This is a genomic window from Prevotella sp. AM23-5 (assembly GCF_003473645.1).
GTDB classification, from domain to species: domain Bacteria; phylum Bacteroidota; class Bacteroidia; order Bacteroidales; family Bacteroidaceae; genus Prevotella; species Prevotella copri_A.
On record NZ_QUCG01000075.1, the window covers coordinates 1 to 15,891 of the forward strand.

Sequence of the window (15,891 nt, forward strand, 5' to 3'; positions counted from 1 at the left end):
AATATATATCAGTTGTTTGTCGTAGCTCATATATCCAAATAAAAAGTAAAACCTCATCTTAGTACACATCGTTGAGAGGAGTGGTGGGATTTATAGCTACAAAAATGTGGCTTTAATTCGCCTTCTCCAAATATTTTCTAAGAAACCAGCTTATCGGGTAGAGAATTTTACGCAAAAGTTCTAAATTCCATAAATTTCTCCTATATAGTCATGGGATATTTAGAAAAATATCGTATCTTTGTCCCCGAATTGAGGCGTTCTTTGCATATTGCAAAATACAGAAACGAGCAGAAGTCCGCTCGTTTCCATATTGTTACCTATATAATATAGGCAAACGACCAACTTCTTGATTTTCAATCAAAGTCCAATTTAGAGCGAGTTAGAAAATCCAAGAAATTCGTTCGGAGGTGAAACTTATGGCATCCCAATATTCAGTATTGACACAAAGAAGAAGGAGATGATTGGCAACTTCAAACGTCAAGGCACAGTCTCTTGCAAGAGGAAGCCTAAGGCTTATGACCATGATCTCAAGAGCTTTTCGGATGGAATCATAGTCCCTTATGGCATCTATGATGTTGGAGCTAATACTGGCTATTTAACATTGGGGGTTAGCCATGACACCGCTGAGTTTGTCTGTGACAATTTCATTCATATTTGGCAACAATTCCTACAATGGAAATACCCAAATGCCCACACAATCTGTATTCTCTGTGATGGTGGCGGTTCTAATGCATGTTCGCACCATATAGTAAAACAAGCTTTGATGAAGTTGGCTTCAACCATAGGGGTAAATATCATCATGGTACATTACCCTCCATATTGCTCCAAATACAATCCTATAGAGCATTGCATGTTTGGACCAATTTCAAGAAGTTGGAGTGGCGCACCACTCTTGTCCATTGAGAATGCAAGAACGAGAGCAGAGGCTACCGTCACAAAGAAAGGACTCTCCATTATCGCTACAATAAATCAAAGAACGTATGAAACGAAAAGACCCATTGAAGAATCTTACGAATCAAACAAGAGCAAACGTATCATTTTTGATGATGAGCTCTCCAAATGGAACTATCTCGTCAAATGTTGCTCTTAACCGCAGAAAACTACAGAAGTTATTTTTTACATATTACATAATCCGGATTTTTGTCTAATTTTTCCTGTATATTTTTTTGTTTTTGTTTTCCACAGATGTATGAGGAGGCCATCCTGCAATAGGGCCGATAGCTGGAACTTTAGCATAATTATAAAGAGACTCTGCATCGTGTTCTGTCCAGGAACGAAGTATCAATCTTTGTTTTTCCATATTCATCGCTACACAAGTAATTTATTGATTTCCTGCTGCAGGCAATCCAGGAACTTTGCAGCATGTGCCCCGTCCATTTGAGTGTGGTGGAATTGGAATGAAACCGTTAGTGTCGTTCTGAAGAAACCTTTATGGTACTTGCCCCATATCATAAACGGATTGTTGAAGATACCGCTGTACATACCTACCGCACCGTCAATTTCATATTGGGCCAGTGCGGAAGTCCCTATTACCATGCTTTCTGTCAAATCGTGGTTCTCACAGCTTCGGGCTACTTCCGTTGTCAATTTCAGATAATCTTCATTGAATAGCTGCAAATCATCAGAAAACGGCACATCACATGAACTGACCTCATTGTCCTTGTTCATAACAATGGTATTAACCGCAATAGCATCATATTGCATCAATTTGTCTCCGACAGGCAGCATATAAAATTCCTTGATACTGCTTGCCGCTTTGCCGATGCACCAGCACATCAGCATATTGAATTTCATACCTGACTTTTTGCTGATTTTAACAAGACGACTGACATCCAAAATCTTGAAAAACGTAACCATTGGCATCGGGGCTTTCATCCAAAGCTCAAATGCATATGCACGGGTGGTTTCTTTGGGATTTATTTCTCTCATAGTGCTTAACTTCATATTTTTATCGTTTTAGGTACACAAAAATAACGTTTTATTTTGATAATCCATCCAAATCCCTTGAATATCTGCTTTATTCCGTCGTAATTTAGACAAAATAGAAATATAATCTGCAAAAATGAGACTAAGCAATTGGTTTCCCAATATGGCAAGATACATATATGCGTTCATAAATATTTGTTCTATTTGCCATGTTCTTAAAATGTCAAAATCGGAAATTTATCATTGTTTTCCATGTTAATTTTTGTTTTCTCATGCTTTCATTTTGGGGTTTCTTGATTTTGTTGTTCCTAATTTGTTTCTTTCGTCATTTTGTCACCTCATTTAGCATTGGTTATCAGTACGTTACGAACAATCAGTAAGATTTCAAGAAGGACATCATCATCACGGTAGTCGCTGCAACTGCCGTGATTCATGGGCAAATGACACTCGGTATGATGCTTGCCGTGCAATACATCATCGGACAGCTCAACTCGCCTGTGGAGCAACTGATGAACTTCTTCTATTCTCTGCAAGATGTGAAGATTAGCTTGGAGCGAATCAACGAGATTCACCAGATGGATGATGAGAATGGAAAGGAAGGCTTGCTAACTTCTATTGAAGATAAGAATGAGGGCATTGACATCAAGAACATCATGTTCAAGTACGACCCACATGCTTTGCGCAAAACCATAGACGATGTGAGCATTCACGTTCCGCAAGGTAAGGTAACAGCCATCGTTGGTGCATCTGGCAGTGGAAAGACCACCCTCATCCGTTTGATGCTTGGTTATTATCCTGTCTTGGAGGGAAAAATCAACATTGGAAATACTGACATCAACAAACTCAACAAAAAGTGGTGGCGCAGACAATGTGGTGTTGTCATGCAGGATGGTGTTATCTTCTCGGAGAGTATCGCTAGAAATATTGCTGTTGATGATGGCGATATAGATAAGGAACGGTTGTTGAAAGCTGCCGAGATTGCTTGCATCAAGGATTACGTGATGGCTTTGCCTCTGAAGTTCAACACCAAGATTGGACGTGATGGCGTGGGACTGAGCCAGGGACAGAAACAACGCATCTTGATAGCGAGGGCGGTATATAAGAATCCTGACTACATCTTCCTTGACGAGGCAACCAACTCGCTAGATGCCAACAACGAGAGGAGCATCGTTGAGAACTTGGATAAGTTCTATAAGGGTAAGACTGTTGTGATTGTAGCTCATCGCCTAAGCACAGTGAAGAATGCCGACCAAATCGTGGTCATCGACCATGGCAAAGTGGTTGAGGAAGGCAATCATGAGTCTTTGACCGCCAAGCGAGGGGCATACTATAACCTTGTGAAGAATCAGTTGGAATTGGGAAACTAAAAATACTTTTGATATGGAACAGAAAGAAAGAGAATCAGAAAATATCGAGTTGAGAAGCGAGAAGGTGAGGAACGTGATAGGCAAGGTTCCTCCTCGTCTCGTCAGCTTAGGAACGGTTGTCATTACGATCATAGTCCTCGCCCTCGCAGTTGCTTTCTACAAGATACCTTATCCTATATCCATAGAGGCTAATGGTGAGGTCATCAATCAAAGAACGATGCAGGTGTTTGTGCCATACAAGTATTTGTATCTTTTCGATGAGCCAAGGACGGCTCATGTATCTTTCGAGGGCAACGATAATGCATCTTATAACTGCGACATCACAAGCCATAAAGCCAGGCTCATACATAGGGAAGATGGTAACTATTTTATGGCTATAGCCACTGTGAGTACACAAGGACAAAAGTCCCCTGTGTTGCAAAAGTACATGAAAGCCGATGTCAGAATCATCGTCAGCAACAAAACGTTATGGCAGCAGGGATTCGGATAAGCTATATCCGAATACTGCTGTTTGTTTTTGGATACATATTGTTGGTAAGCATCAGATTTAACTCAAAAAGTTCTAAATTCCGTAAATTTCTCCTTGCTAGTTATGGGATATTTAGAAAATTGTCGTATCTTTGTCCCCGAATTGAGGCGTTCTTTGCATATTGCAAAATACAGAAACGAGCAGAAGTCCGCTCGTTTCCATATTGTTACCTATATAATATAGGCAAACGCCCAACTTCTTGATTTTCAATCAAAGCCCAATTTAGAGCGAGTTAGTTTTCTTAACGGGATTCGTATTCTGGGGCTGCTGAAAATCGGGGCTTATCACACCCTGATTTTTGGTGGTCCCCTAAAAAAGCCGTACCTTTGCATCGTCAAAAGAAAAGCGTGTGGAACTTTCTTGAGATATTAAATTAATTATTAACCCTTTAAAAAACTGATTGACTATGGGACAAGGAACTAGTAAGTATCGTAAGATTATGCGTACCCCTCAGACGGGTGAGAACGCGGGTAAGAAGCTCTGGTATGCTACTGCCGTGAGCGACCGTGAGATGAGTTTCGAGGACTTCGTGACTCATATCTCTGAGCACAACTCTCCATACAGCCGAGGCACTATCCACGGTGTGCTGATGGATACCCTCGACTGCCTGAAGCATCTGATTCTGGATGGCAAGAGCGTTCGTTTCTCTGACCTCGGATTGTTCTCCATCGGCATGACTTCGCGTGGCGAGGTGAGCAAGGAGAAGGTGACAGCGGCAAGCGTGCAGGGCGTGCATCTGATTGTGAGAAACACAAAATCTTGGAGCAACGCCGAGCTGAAGAAGCTCACCAAGATCGTGGCATACGATGATTATACATCGGGAGCCGATGACGGCGGTGGTACGGAGAATACTCCGAGCGGAGGTGATACTAGCCAGAGTGCTGGCGGGGATACCAACAAGGATAACGGCGGAACATCGCAGGGCGGCGGTGGTACCAGTCAGGGCACTGGCGGCGGAACTGACGGCGGCGGCGACAACGTAAGTTTGTAAATCACTAATCATTAATCACTAAAAAAACTGCGTATGAAGAAAGAAACCTGGAAAACTGTATTTCAGATAGTAATATCTATCTTGACCGCTATCGCCGCCTCTCTGGGCGTGACGAGCTGCATGTCGTAGAACTGCACAAGAAATCTTAGATTTTTATCAATTACTTCTCAAAAAAAAGAGGGTGTGTCATAAGTTCATGACACATCCTCTTTTTTTTATTTATTCCTTAATTCTTTATTTTTCTTCATCGGATTACGCTGAGTTATCGGAAGAGCATTCCTGCTGTACGGATTACGCACGGAATTGATACGGAATCATCCTAGCGGATGAACAGCAGCTCACGATACTTCGGCAAGGTCCAGAGTTCATCTGCTACCAGCAGCTCGAGCTTGTCAATCTGATAGCGGATTTCCTCCATCTTCGGAGCTACCGTATCATGATAGGCTACAGCCTTCTCGCGCTCGCTCTCTATCTTGTTGGCTACCTTGCGGGCATCCACCAATGCCTCTACACCACGCTCTATCGACTCGGTGCGCTCGGCTATCTCACGGATGATCTTCACGTTGCGGGCGGTCAGCTTCTTGCCTTCCTCGCCACCGAAAATGTGGATCATGCCCTCTACATTCTTTGCCAGACGGCTCTGATAGTGGGTAGCCACTGGGATGATGTGGTTCATGGTCAGGTCGCCCATCACACGAGCCTCTATCTGAATCTTCTTGGTATAGGTCTCCCACTTCACCTCATTGCGCGCCTTCAGCTCGCTCTCGCTCATCACGTTGGTCTTGGCAAACATCTCGATACTCTCCTTGTCCAGGTAGCGGTCGAAGACTACCGGGCAGGATGCCTCGCAGTCCAAGCCACGCTTCTGAGCCTCTTCCTTCCACTCGTCAGAATAGCCGTTGCCATCGAAGCGGATAGGTTTGCAGGTCTTGATATCCTCTCTAACGATGTCGATGATTGCCGAAGTCTGGTCCTCGCCCTTGGCTATCAAGGCATCCACGCGAGCCTTGAAGTTCTCAAGCGCCTCAGCTACGGCTGCATTCAATACGATGAGAGAAGATGCGCAGTTTGCCTCAGAACCTACGGCACGGAACTCGAAGCGGTTTCCGGTGAAGGCGAATGGTGAGGTACGGTTGCGGTCGGTATTGTCGATCATCAGCTCCGGAATCTCAGGGATATCCAGCTCCATACCCTTCTTGCCAGCCAGGGCGAAGAGTTCCTCCTTGTCAGCCTTCTCGATATGGTCGAGCAGATCGGTGAGCTGCTTGCCCAGGAATGAGGAGATGATGGCTGGAGGTGCCTCGTTGGCTCCCAGACGATGGGCATTGGTTGCGCTCATGATGGATGCCTTCAGCAGTCCGTTGTGCTTATATACACCCATCAGGGTCTCTACGATGAAGACTACGAAGCGGAGGTTATCCTCAGGAGTCTTGCCTGCTGCATGAAGCAGCACACCGGTATCGGTGCAGAGACTCCAGTTGTTGTGCTTGCCCGAACCGTTGACGCCAGCGAATGGCTTCTCGTGAAGCAGCACACGGAAACCGTGCTTGTGAGCCACACGCTTCATCAGACTCATCAGGAGCATGTTGTGATCTACTGCAAGATTGCACTCCTCGAAGATAGGCGCCAGCTCAAACTGGTTAGGAGCCACCTCGTTATGACGGGTCTTGCAAGGGATACCGAGTTCGAGTGCCTGGATTTCCAGATCCTTCATGAAAGCCTGCACACGCTCTGGGATGGTTCCGAAATAATGGTCGTCCATCTGCTGGTTCTTGGCCGAATCGTGACCCATCAGGGTACGTCCGGTGAGCATCAGGTCTGGGCGAGCCGAATAGAGGCTCTCATCTACCAGGAAGTACTCCTGCTCCCATCCGAGATTGGTCTGCACCTTCTTTACCTGAGGGTAGAAGTAGTGGCACACCTCGGTAGCCGCCTCGCTCAGGGTATGGAGCGAGCGGAGCAATGGAGCCTTGTAGTCCAGCGCCTCACCTGTATAAGATATAAAGATGGTAGGGATACAGAGGGTATCGTCGATGATGAACACAGGCGATGTAGGATCCCATGCAGAATAGCCGCGAGCCTCGAAGGTGTTACGGATACCGCCGTTAGGGAATGAGCTGGCATCCGGTTCCTGCTGCACCAGCAGCTTGCCGGAGAATTCCTCAATCATACCACCCTTACCATCGTGCTCCACGAAGGCATCGTGCTTCTCGGCAGTACCTTCTGTCAATGGCTGGAACCAGTGAGTATAATGCGTTACCCCGTTTTCCTCAGCCCAGAGCTTCATGCCGGCAGCCACGGCATCCGCGATGGAACGGTCCAGACGATTACCGTTGTCTATCACATCGATGAGTTTCTCGTACACATCAGATGGCAGATACTTGTACATCTTCTGGCGGTTGAATACATACTTGGCGAAGTACTCCGAAGGGCGCACCTTGGGAGTTTCCACCTCAACAGGTCTCTTTTTAAAGGCCTCGGCTACAACCTCAAATCTCAAATTAGCCATTCTTCTTTTATTATTTTATAAGTTTGCGGGTGCAAAGTTACGAAATAATTGGCTAACTGCTACCATTTTGCCCGTTTTTTTATGTATAATTCAAACTTTTCTTATTTTGATTACAGGATTCTGCCCACAATCTGCAACTTGAGCACAGGATAGAACTGGATTTTATCCACGATATCGGCGATGTCGCCGCCATCTTCACCCATCGAATCATTGAGAGCTTTCCTGACATCTACCTCCGAGCCGTTCTGATAGATTTTCAGCTTGCCCATATACTGGCAGCCGATCTCCCAGCGGAAGCCCAGGCGGTTCTTAGGAACCACTCTGCCGAAGCCCAGACCGAGATAAGGGCGGAAGGAGTTGCAGCGCAGGTCGGCATTGATATCACCATTCTTGTCGAACTTGATATTGTAATCCGAGAGTTCCGCACCTACGCAGTTCAGGATTTCATCTGAATATTCAGGATATTTACTGATAAACTGCGCCAAATCATCGCTGTGACCGCTCAACTTGGCAAGCTTGGCACCGCCGAAAGCGAAGCCGGCAGCCACGAAGAACTTGCTGTTGCCGCCGAAAGGATAGATATTCGCCTTGGCATGAAAGGCTGTACGGGAGAAATCAGCATCAATATCCACCTTGGAATCAGGAATCCTTACTGTCTGTCCCTGAACGATGATAGAGGCATCTGTCGTTATGTTCGCCTTATCAGAAATCGAGAGAAACTTTGGCAGAATATCCACGCCTGCCTCCAACTCCACGAAATTGGAAACAGGAGCCGCCACACCTATGCTGATACCTTCGGTACCCACGCCTGCATTCAGCCCCACATGATTGAATGCAGTTCTCTTGAACTGTGCAAAACCACTTGTTGTAAATACGAGGCACAAGATGGCCATCATCAAAATCTTTTTCATCATTTCCATTATTTTTTAATAGTTAGCATTCACATCTCACACACGTTATTTCTTCTTGCTTGCCTTCCACTCGAAGAGATAGTCGATGCCCTTGATCTTTACCTTGACGAAGAGATCGGCAGCCTTGCGGTCGGTGGTATAGAGATAGCCCGAAACCACTTCGCCGGGATGGATGGTGGTGCGCTCCAGATAGCCCAGGTCCTCAGGCATCTTGTCGGAATACTTCATGCGGTTGCCGTCTTCCAGCTGCTGCATCCGGCAGATACGGGTCTGGAAATCCTTCAGCGTATTGGAGGTTCCGGCATCAAACACCTGCGCGCCCAGGTTGGCATTCACGTTGTTTTCGCGTTCGGTCTGCACTATCGCCTTGTTCTTTACCGCACGCTTAGCCACCTTCTTCTTGAACTTGAAGATTTTCTTGTCATACTCATCAGCGCCCACCAGTTCGAAGTCCTTGCGCTTGCCGCCCTTCATATCGTAGATTTCAATCTGGGAAGGGTCGATATCCACATTGATCATGCTCTTGTTGACGATGAAGACGCCGATTTCGCGGTAATCGCCGATGTTCTCATCCACCATCGAATTGCTCACGCCCACGATGAGTCCGTTCTTGTTGTAGTAAGGCCATGCCACACCGTTCTTATACTCGGTGAGGATTTCATCAGGCGAAGGGGCTTCCAGGATAGGCTGGTGGTCGGTGAGCGAATACTTGGAGTAGTTGCCGTCGGCATCCACCACCACATAAAAGCCTTCAGGGATGTCGTTCTTGTAAGGAGTAAGGGTGCATACCCTGCCGTTCTCCGTGAAAGAGGCTCCTACCCCCATCTTCTTGCCCTGGTTCATGAAGAAATGCTCCTTCACGTTGCCGTTATTATAATAAGAGGTATATTCGCCCGAGAGCAGTCCTGCCTGATAGGTCTTCTTCTGCTCTACCTGTCCATCCTTGAAATAGGTAGTAAAGGTGCCGGCAAACTGGCTCTTGGCATCATCCTTCCTATCGAGGACCACAAAGCTGCCTTCGCCCTGCAGTTCGCCGCTCATATAGTAGGTGCGGAACTCCTTGGCTGCCGTAGAATCAGCAGGATAGAGCGCCAGGCGATAATAGTTGGCGAAAGCCTTGTTAGGGGTTACCTTCCAGCTCTTGTTGTAATAGAGGGTGTCCAGCCGGTCTTGCGGAACGGGAGGAGTTTCTGGCACGATTTTCTCCTGCGCCAGAGCTGTCTGTCCTCCGAAGAGGGCAATCATCATGATGATGACCGAATACTTATTTTTCATCATAATTATTATGTTTTTAAATACTTAAAAATCTATCTATCAGCTTCTTTCTATAGAGTCTGCCCACCTTTACATAGTCGATTTCATCGAAAGGGGGATAGAAATGGCAAACATTGTCAACCACCTCGATAAGGTAATTGATGTTGACGATGAACTTCTGGTTTACCTGCATGAAATGAGGGGCGAGTGCGAGCAGGTCGGTGCTCTTCACGCTGCGTTTCAGCCTGATAGGCTTTCTGTTATCAGCCACCACCACCTCCCAGCATCTCACTTCGTGATTATACTGGAAGAGGCAGACATTCTCCTTATCCACCAGCCTGAAATCCACGGAGTTGGTGTAGAAGAGCAGCTTGCCGTTCGCAACGGGTGCATTCTTCACGCCAGCCCCTACCACTCTCTCAGCCTCTTTTTCAGCCTCAAGCTCTTTTTCTGCCTCTTTCTCAGCTTCTTTCTCCAGGCGTCTGACGATGGTATCCAGCTCCTGGGGATTGATAGGCTTGAGCAGCACATCGAATGCCTGCTTGCGGAAGGCTGTCAGGATATATTCATCGTATGCCGTGTACATCACCACCTGGCAGCGGCGGTGCACGAATCCCGACAGCTTATCCAGGAAATCCAAGCCATTCACATCGGGCAGCTGGACATCCAGAAAGAGCACATCGGGCTGGTACCTGTTTACCATCGCCAGGCCGTCAAGCCCACAGAGCGCGCATCCCAGCACCTCCATATCGTATTTCGTTTCCAATAAATCAGCCAAAGCCTTGCCTGAAGATTTATCGTCGTCTATGATTACAACTTTCATACACCTTATTATATTGTTTATATTCAAGTTTCGCAGGTCCTGCTACATCACGAAGCCATCGGGTATGCATACCTGCGCCAGGCATCCTGCCACGCTGCCATCTTCTGCCTTCCGGTTCTGCAGCGAGAAGGTCATCTTTTGGCGATTATGCTCGTTCACCACAGCCATGGTCTGGGTGATGATGCCCAGTCCGGTACGCTTCTTTCCCTTCTGGCGGATATCGAATCCCCTGCCGTTATCCAGCACGGAAACCACGGTATAGCCCGGCTGCTTTCTGCCTACCTTTACCAGCAAGATCTTCCTTCCCTCCCAGCCTCTCAGTCCGTGAACCAGGGCATTCTCTACGAGAATCTGGACAAACATCGACGGGATATACGTATTCTCCACATCCACTTCGGGATCTATCTGCAGCGAGAAATCGAAATCATCGCCCATCAGCGGACTTTCCACCGCCAGATACTGCTTCACGAAACCAATCTCTGCGGCCAGAGATACCTTCGACTGGCAGGACAGGTCGAGGTTGCTGCGTATCAACCGGGCAAGCCCCATCAGCTCGTCGGCTTCCGCCGTACCGGCATGCAGGATCTTGTTGTTGAGTACATTGAAGACGAAATGAGGAGAGATTCGGTTTCTTGCCCCTTCCAGCTTCAGCTGCAGCACGCGATGCCTGCTCTCTTCGAGCCGCTTGCCGGATCGCATGCTCTTGATGACGAAGAACATACACAGCAGCAGAATCAGCAGCACTACAGCCAGGGCAATAGAGCGGGTCTGGTTCAACTGTGCCGTCTTGTGCTCAAGCACCAGGTCGTGGTGCAGTTTCAGCGTATCCTGGGTAAAGCGGTCCATGATTTCAGAAGCTCTCATCTTGATTCTGTTGTGCTCCAGCGAATCATTCTTCAGCATATCCCTGCGCAGATTCTCGAATGCCATGCGGTAATCGCCCTTGGCGAGGTAATATCGCTGCAGATACTGATTGCGGATCTGGCGCAGGTTGAAGGCTACGAGATTGCTGAGATTCTCTCCAAACTGCTGCCTCTCGCTGTTCAGAATGCGGGTAACAGCCGCCATATCTCCCTTCTTCACCTCCTGACCGATATGAATCGTATTACAGTAATATACCGCCTCTCGATCGTGGTTGGCCACCATGAAAGGCTCGCTCTCGGCAAGATATTTCTCCGACTGGGCAATGCTGTCCAGATTGAGATACACATCTGCCATATTCAGCTTGCAGAGATACATGTCGAAGCAGTCGTCCTTCTTGTGCTTCTCCAGCAACTGCTTCAGCTGCAGGAATTTGCGGAGCGACTGGGCATAGTCTTTCTTATAATAGTAGTAGTTGCCGTAATTGTTCAGGTAATACGCCTGCATAGCCAGCGACATCTGCGGGAGATGGTCTTCCGTCTGCTGATAGCACTGGAGCGATGCATCGAAATCATTGAGTTTCAGGTAGATGGTAGCCAGACCCACATAGAGGGAGACATTCTCCTCCTTGGGCAACTGGAGGGAATCTACCAGAAAGAGCGCACGGCGATACCAGGAGGCAGCCTGCGGCAACTGATTCTTGAAGAGATAGGCATCACCCAGGTTGGCACAGATACTAGGCGCCTGGTGCTGCACATCGCTACGCATGGAATAGGCATAGGCAGACTGGTAGAGCGAAACCACCTCGTCTGCCTTGCGATGAAAATTATGATAGTTGATGCCCTGACAGTTGTAGGTATAGGCAAGAAGACCGTTGCGGCGCGGAGTATCGGGCTGACGGAGGGCGAAACGCAGGGTGTGGTCCACATAGCCTACCGTAGAATCGGGCGTTGCCGACTGGCAAAACCATCTTCCCTTCCTGGCATAATACTCATAAAACGTGAGGCTGTCTTTCGCCAGCTTCATACCTTTTTCTATTTCCGCCTTAGCCTGCGGCGACTGCGCATTGAGGAGTTCATCGAGCTGATGCAGTTTTTCGATACGCAGGTTATCAGCAGTTTCCTCTGCCGATTTCCGGCAGGAAGCCAGGATCATCAGCAGAGGCAAGAGAGGCAGGAGAACCTGCCAGAGGCAAAACTTATCATTTTTCATCATTTCTATTATTTTCTACAGGGAGGGAGTGTCATCAGTCACAGTCAATACGCCCTGAAAGGGCAGAAGCTCCATACTCCACACGCCCTGAAAGGGCAGAAGCTCCTAGCCCAGGGCAACACCCTGGGTTAAGATGGACGCAAGCCTGCCGCCCTGTAAGGGCAAAAGCTTTCAAGTACCAAGCTATTTATAAGGCTTTTGCCCTTACAGGGCGCCTTACTGACTGCTACTATACCCTGGGCGATGCCCTGGGCTAGGAGCTTTTGGGCTTTCAGCCCGTCCTCGGCAGTCATTATCTAGGCTTATGACACACCCTCTGAATTTTCTACGAATTTACCTTGCAAATATAGGCAAATTAACGCAAATGAGCAAGCTTTTGGAACATTTTTTTCTTCTTAAAGCCATCAAACTTACATTTTGATATCGGATTGAAATGCCTGCGGGCTGTTACTCGGGTGCTGCGGGTATCATCGGCATCATCCTCCTCCATCATGGCACGGAACGTATCTTCTGATATACCATCCAATACTGTCATAATGATAGGAGCATATTCATCCACATCCTCAAAGGTATTCTTGTCCGTAATGCCTGTAGCCTCAGAATCATATTCAAGCGTAATCAGAAGCTTCTTCTTTGCCGAATAGAAGTTTACCGCCATATAGCCATCCTCATTGTCCTCTCCCATATTGGTAAGGCCCAATTTGGCTGCCGCATTCTTCAACTTCTGATAATCGCTGCTTCCACCATTATAATAAATGATGCCGCCCTTACCCAGATTGAGACTTTCCGTAATCAGCAGTGCCAAAGGAGCCTTTGCCTCCAGCTGTGGAGTGAAAGAAGGGAAGCCTGCATCTACCGGCTTGACGTTGCGAAGTGTCTTGGCTGTAGCCAGGAGCGGATAGTTCATCATCTTGCCAACCAACTTGGCATTCTCATCATATTTTTCATCAGAATCCAAATCATCGGCATCATCTTCGTCAAAAGATACCTTGCCAAAGGCTCCATTTCCTTCCAGTGAGAACACGAAATCATTGCCGTTTCTCTGTACGGTGCACTTCATTTCCTTGCCCGCCATAGTCCGGAACAGGCGCTTCTCTGTCCGATTAGCCACGTTGGCTGTTACACCATCCGTATAGGTAGTCTTCTCCTTATCATAATGAGCTACCAATATAGACATCAAGATGTTAGCTCTTTCTTCTGGTATCAGCATCAAATTATCATCCAGGAGAAGCACACCGCTAATCGGACTCGTATAGGTTGGTATAGGCCATGCTTCATTGCCCAGAACATCAGAGAAGATATGGATCATATTGGTATTGACACCTCCAGAACCGCTTACAATCAGTTCTACATATACATCCTCATTCTCGATGGTTATGTCTCTTGAAATCTCATCACCCCGATAGGTTCGGGCATGTACGGTGGCTTTACCCTTCATATCCTTCGGTACATACACATTGAAGTTACCATCCTTATCTGTCTGGAGAACTTCTGTCTTAGCCTTTTCCGTCTGCACCCATACCGAAGAGCGGATGCCGTCGCCCCGCTCGTTCATCACCTTGCCATATACGCGAACCAGGTGAGGCAGCGTGATATCCACCTGACGTCTTTCTCCCGGAGAGAGGGCAGGAACCTTTACGGAGACCTTCTGGTCGATGCCGCCATAGTACAGATTCTTCACTGTGATGCTGAAGTCTGTATTGGCAGGAACTTCATGAGAATAATATCCATCTGATTTGGTTACAGTAGAGGCCAGCAACTGTCCGATGCTCAATCTTACACCTGGCAGAACCTTGCCGGTATCATCCTTTACATATCCATAAACGGTGCCCTGCTTTTCAGGATAATCCAGGTTGACCCAGGAGAAATGAGCCACTTCTCCTACATATACATTACCCTGCAATGCGGCACTTCCTTCTTCCTCCCAGAGACCCGTTTTCTCATTGAAGCTCCACAAAGGGATGCTGGCTGGCGGATTTTCACCCATTCCTGCCGGTATCGGGAAAGTGAGCTTTGCCTTGCTGCCATCCTTGAGCTGCAACTTATCGCCATTTTCGGCATACATGTTCAGGTCGGTCATTCCGTAGGAAACCAGTTGGACGCTGGAGTTGTCGGAACGCACAGCGGCGAGATCGCCACCCGGCATCATCTCAGAGAATCGCTCATTGTTAGGATCCAGATACACCATCTCCGACTTCACTTTTCCAGTATAGCCGGCTCCGGTGCCATCCACCTTGTATCCATCCTGCGGCATATCAATCTTCATTTCGCCAGCCTGCAGGGTCTGGTCGGATGAAGAAGAATAGGTCTTGATGCTGGTGAAATCATTGTTCTCCTTCCTACACATCACCACCTCCCAGCTTGCGCCATCGGCAGCATCATCGTCAGCATCCATAGAACGCACCACATCAAAATAGCCCGCCTTGCTGAATCTCACTACCGAGCGGTCGTTCGGGACACTTACTACCTGAATCTGGTCGAATTCAAAGAATCCGTCGGTATTGGTAGTAGCAACAGAAGAGCCGCTCACGATGCTCACGCCCTCGATTGGAGTGCCGCTGGCATCTCTCACGATACCCGAAAGAGCGATGTCTTCCATTCTTCCTTCTACGAGTTCCGGTGGATTAATGCCTCCATCGTCGTCGTCATCATCATCTCCCTCATTCAGCAAATCCTGAATTTTACTGCATGAAGCGAACGTCATCAACATCATCAACAATGCCATGAACACAAAAGTTAAGCTGTGAATTTTCCGTCTCATAAGCCTTACATGTTTATCAGTTAATACAAAATAGAATCTTATTGATTGAACAAATAGAATCTTATTGATTGCAAAGATATATAAAAAAATGTATATTCGCAACCTCCCTTTTCGGGTCATTGTGCCTGTTTGTTATCAAATGCGTTTAAACGTCGTTTTTTCGGGCTTATTCGACAATAAAAAAAACAAACTATACGGTTAAAACGGGCTGAAAGCCCAAAAGCTCTTAGCCCAGGGCATCGCCCTGGGTATAATAGCAATCAATAAGACGCCCCGTCAAGGCAAAAAAATTTTTTTTTTTTTTGTTTGTTTTTTAAAAGTTTTTCCCCTTACGGGGCGACGGGTTAGGGTCCATAATTACCCAGGGCGATGCCCTGGGCTAGGAGCTTCTGCCCTTTCAGGGCGTATTGGGTAATTTCAACCGTGCAGGTCGTATTATTTCTCGGATTTGAGTATTTTAACGCCGATTATTTCTCGGATTTGAGTATTTTCGCTATATTTGCGCCTGTTATTCAAACAGTTACGATTATGACAGAATATATACATAGAAACATAGACTCAGAAGAGAAGAGTTTTATCATTATGATTACTCATCACAAAGAAGTAAATGCTCGCTCCCAATTTGCCTTGCAGTAGCCCCCAACTTATTATCGCTGAGGGCTACTGCCTTTAATTTTGCATCAATATCCATTACCTTATTATTTTTCTGCATCAACATTGACCTAAAATCCGCAACTATCATCCAAT

Annotated in this window: 11 protein-coding genes and 2 pseudogenes; 5 read left to right on the forward strand and 8 right to left on the reverse strand. The window is 47.0% G+C overall.

Annotated elements, in window-relative coordinates:
• Window positions 1-427 precede the first annotated feature (427 nt).
• Window positions 428-1,090: an ISAzo13 family transposase gene (locus tag DW657_RS14420; RefSeq protein WP_255415705.1), complete on the forward strand. Its 663-nt coding sequence runs from the start codon at window positions 428-430 to the stop codon at window positions 1,088-1,090.
• 69 nt (window positions 1,091-1,159) lie between these two features.
• Here DW657_RS14420 and DW657_RS14425 read toward each other — a convergent pair.
• Together DW657_RS14425 and DW657_RS14430 are read right to left on the reverse strand one after the other, a co-directional pair.
• Window positions 1,160-1,306, reverse strand: a pseudogene (locus DW657_RS14425) (N-acetyltransferase); the annotation flags it as partial.
• Between the two features lie 2 nt (window positions 1,307-1,308).
• Window positions 1,309-1,929 carry a CatA-like O-acetyltransferase, family 2 gene (locus tag DW657_RS14430; protein WP_117664260.1) on the reverse strand — a complete coding sequence of 207 codons (621 nt, stop codon included), beginning with the start codon at window positions 1,927-1,929 and terminating at the stop codon, window positions 1,309-1,311.
• 386 nt (window positions 1,930-2,315) lie between these two features.
• Between DW657_RS14430 and DW657_RS14435 the strand changes: the two are divergent.
• From DW657_RS14435 to DW657_RS17905, 4 genes and pseudogenes are all read left to right on the forward strand, one after another.
• Window positions 2,316-3,293, forward strand: a pseudogene (locus DW657_RS14435) (peptidase domain-containing ABC transporter); the annotation flags it as partial.
• A 13-nt stretch (window positions 3,294-3,306) separates the two neighbouring features.
• Entirely contained in the window at window positions 3,307-3,783 is a 477-nt protein-coding gene (locus DW657_RS18445; RefSeq protein WP_233547107.1) for a hypothetical protein, read from the forward strand.
• 445 nt (window positions 3,784-4,228) lie between these two features.
• Window positions 4,229-4,813, forward strand: coding sequence for a DNA-binding protein (locus DW657_RS14445; RefSeq protein ID WP_118313157.1), 585 nt, complete (start codon window positions 4,229-4,231; stop codon window positions 4,811-4,813).
• Window positions 4,814-4,846: 33 nt separating this feature from the next.
• Window positions 4,847-4,942, forward strand: a complete 96-nt coding sequence (locus DW657_RS17905) for a smalltalk protein (RefSeq protein WP_153091799.1) — start codon at window positions 4,847-4,849, stop codon at window positions 4,940-4,942.
• Window positions 4,943-5,132: 190 nt separating this feature from the next.
• Here the strand turns inward: DW657_RS17905 and DW657_RS14450 are convergent, their stop codons facing one another.
• The 6 genes from DW657_RS14450 to DW657_RS14475 form a co-directional block, all read right to left on the reverse strand.
• Window positions 5,133-7,322: a glutamine synthetase III gene (locus tag DW657_RS14450; RefSeq protein ID WP_117662299.1), complete on the reverse strand. Its 2,190-nt coding sequence runs from the start codon at window positions 7,320-7,322 to the stop codon at window positions 5,133-5,135.
• 110 nt (window positions 7,323-7,432) lie between these two features.
• Window positions 7,433-8,242: a hypothetical protein gene (locus DW657_RS14455; RefSeq protein WP_233547108.1), complete on the reverse strand. Its 810-nt coding sequence runs from the start codon at window positions 8,240-8,242 to the stop codon at window positions 7,433-7,435.
• 36 nt (window positions 8,243-8,278) lie between these two features.
• Entirely contained in the window at window positions 8,279-9,511 is a 1,233-nt protein-coding gene (locus DW657_RS14460) for a toxin-antitoxin system YwqK family antitoxin (protein ID WP_118313158.1), read from the reverse strand.
• Between the two features lie 13 nt (window positions 9,512-9,524).
• A complete protein-coding gene (locus DW657_RS14465) occupies window positions 9,525-10,310 on the reverse strand; it encodes a LytTR family DNA-binding domain-containing protein (RefSeq protein WP_118313159.1) in 786 nt (261 codons plus the stop codon).
• Between the two features lie 42 nt (window positions 10,311-10,352).
• Window positions 10,353-12,386, reverse strand: coding sequence for a histidine kinase (locus tag DW657_RS14470; RefSeq protein ID WP_118313160.1), 2,034 nt, complete (start codon window positions 12,384-12,386; stop codon window positions 10,353-10,355).
• A 352-nt stretch (window positions 12,387-12,738) separates the two neighbouring features.
• Entirely contained in the window at window positions 12,739-15,144 is a 2,406-nt protein-coding gene (locus DW657_RS14475; protein ID WP_147381964.1) for a carboxypeptidase-like regulatory domain-containing protein, read from the reverse strand.
• Between the last annotated feature and the right edge of the window lie 747 nt (window positions 15,145-15,891).

Coding starts and splice junctions, on each gene's coding strand:
- DW657_RS14460 (WP_118313158.1), bottom strand. CDS start 9,511: ATGATGAAAAATAAGTATTCGGTCATCATCATGATGATTGCCCTCTTC.
- DW657_RS18445 (WP_233547107.1), top strand. CDS start 3,307: ATGGAACAGAAAGAAAGAGAATCAGAAAATATCGAGTTGAGAAGCGAG.
- DW657_RS14475 (WP_147381964.1), bottom strand. CDS start 15,144: ATGAGACGGAAAATTCACAGCTTAACTTTTGTGTTCATGGCATTGTTG.
- DW657_RS14470 (WP_118313160.1), bottom strand. CDS start 12,386: ATGATGAAAAATGATAAGTTTTGCCTCTGGCAGGTTCTCCTGCCTCTC.
- DW657_RS14465 (WP_118313159.1), bottom strand. CDS start 10,310: ATGAAAGTTGTAATCATAGACGACGATAAATCTTCAGGCAAGGCTTTG.
- DW657_RS14445 (WP_118313157.1), top strand. CDS start 4,229: ATGGGACAAGGAACTAGTAAGTATCGTAAGATTATGCGTACCCCTCAG.
- DW657_RS14455 (WP_233547108.1), bottom strand. CDS start 8,242: ATGGAAATGATGAAAAAGATTTTGATGATGGCCATCTTGTGCCTCGTA.
- DW657_RS14430 (WP_117664260.1), bottom strand. CDS start 1,929: ATGAGAGAAATAAATCCCAAAGAAACCACCCGTGCATATGCATTTGAG.
- DW657_RS14450 (WP_117662299.1), bottom strand. CDS start 7,322: ATGGCTAATTTGAGATTTGAGGTTGTAGCCGAGGCCTTTAAAAAGAGA.
- DW657_RS17905 (WP_153091799.1), top strand. CDS start 4,847: ATGAAGAAAGAAACCTGGAAAACTGTATTTCAGATAGTAATATCTATC.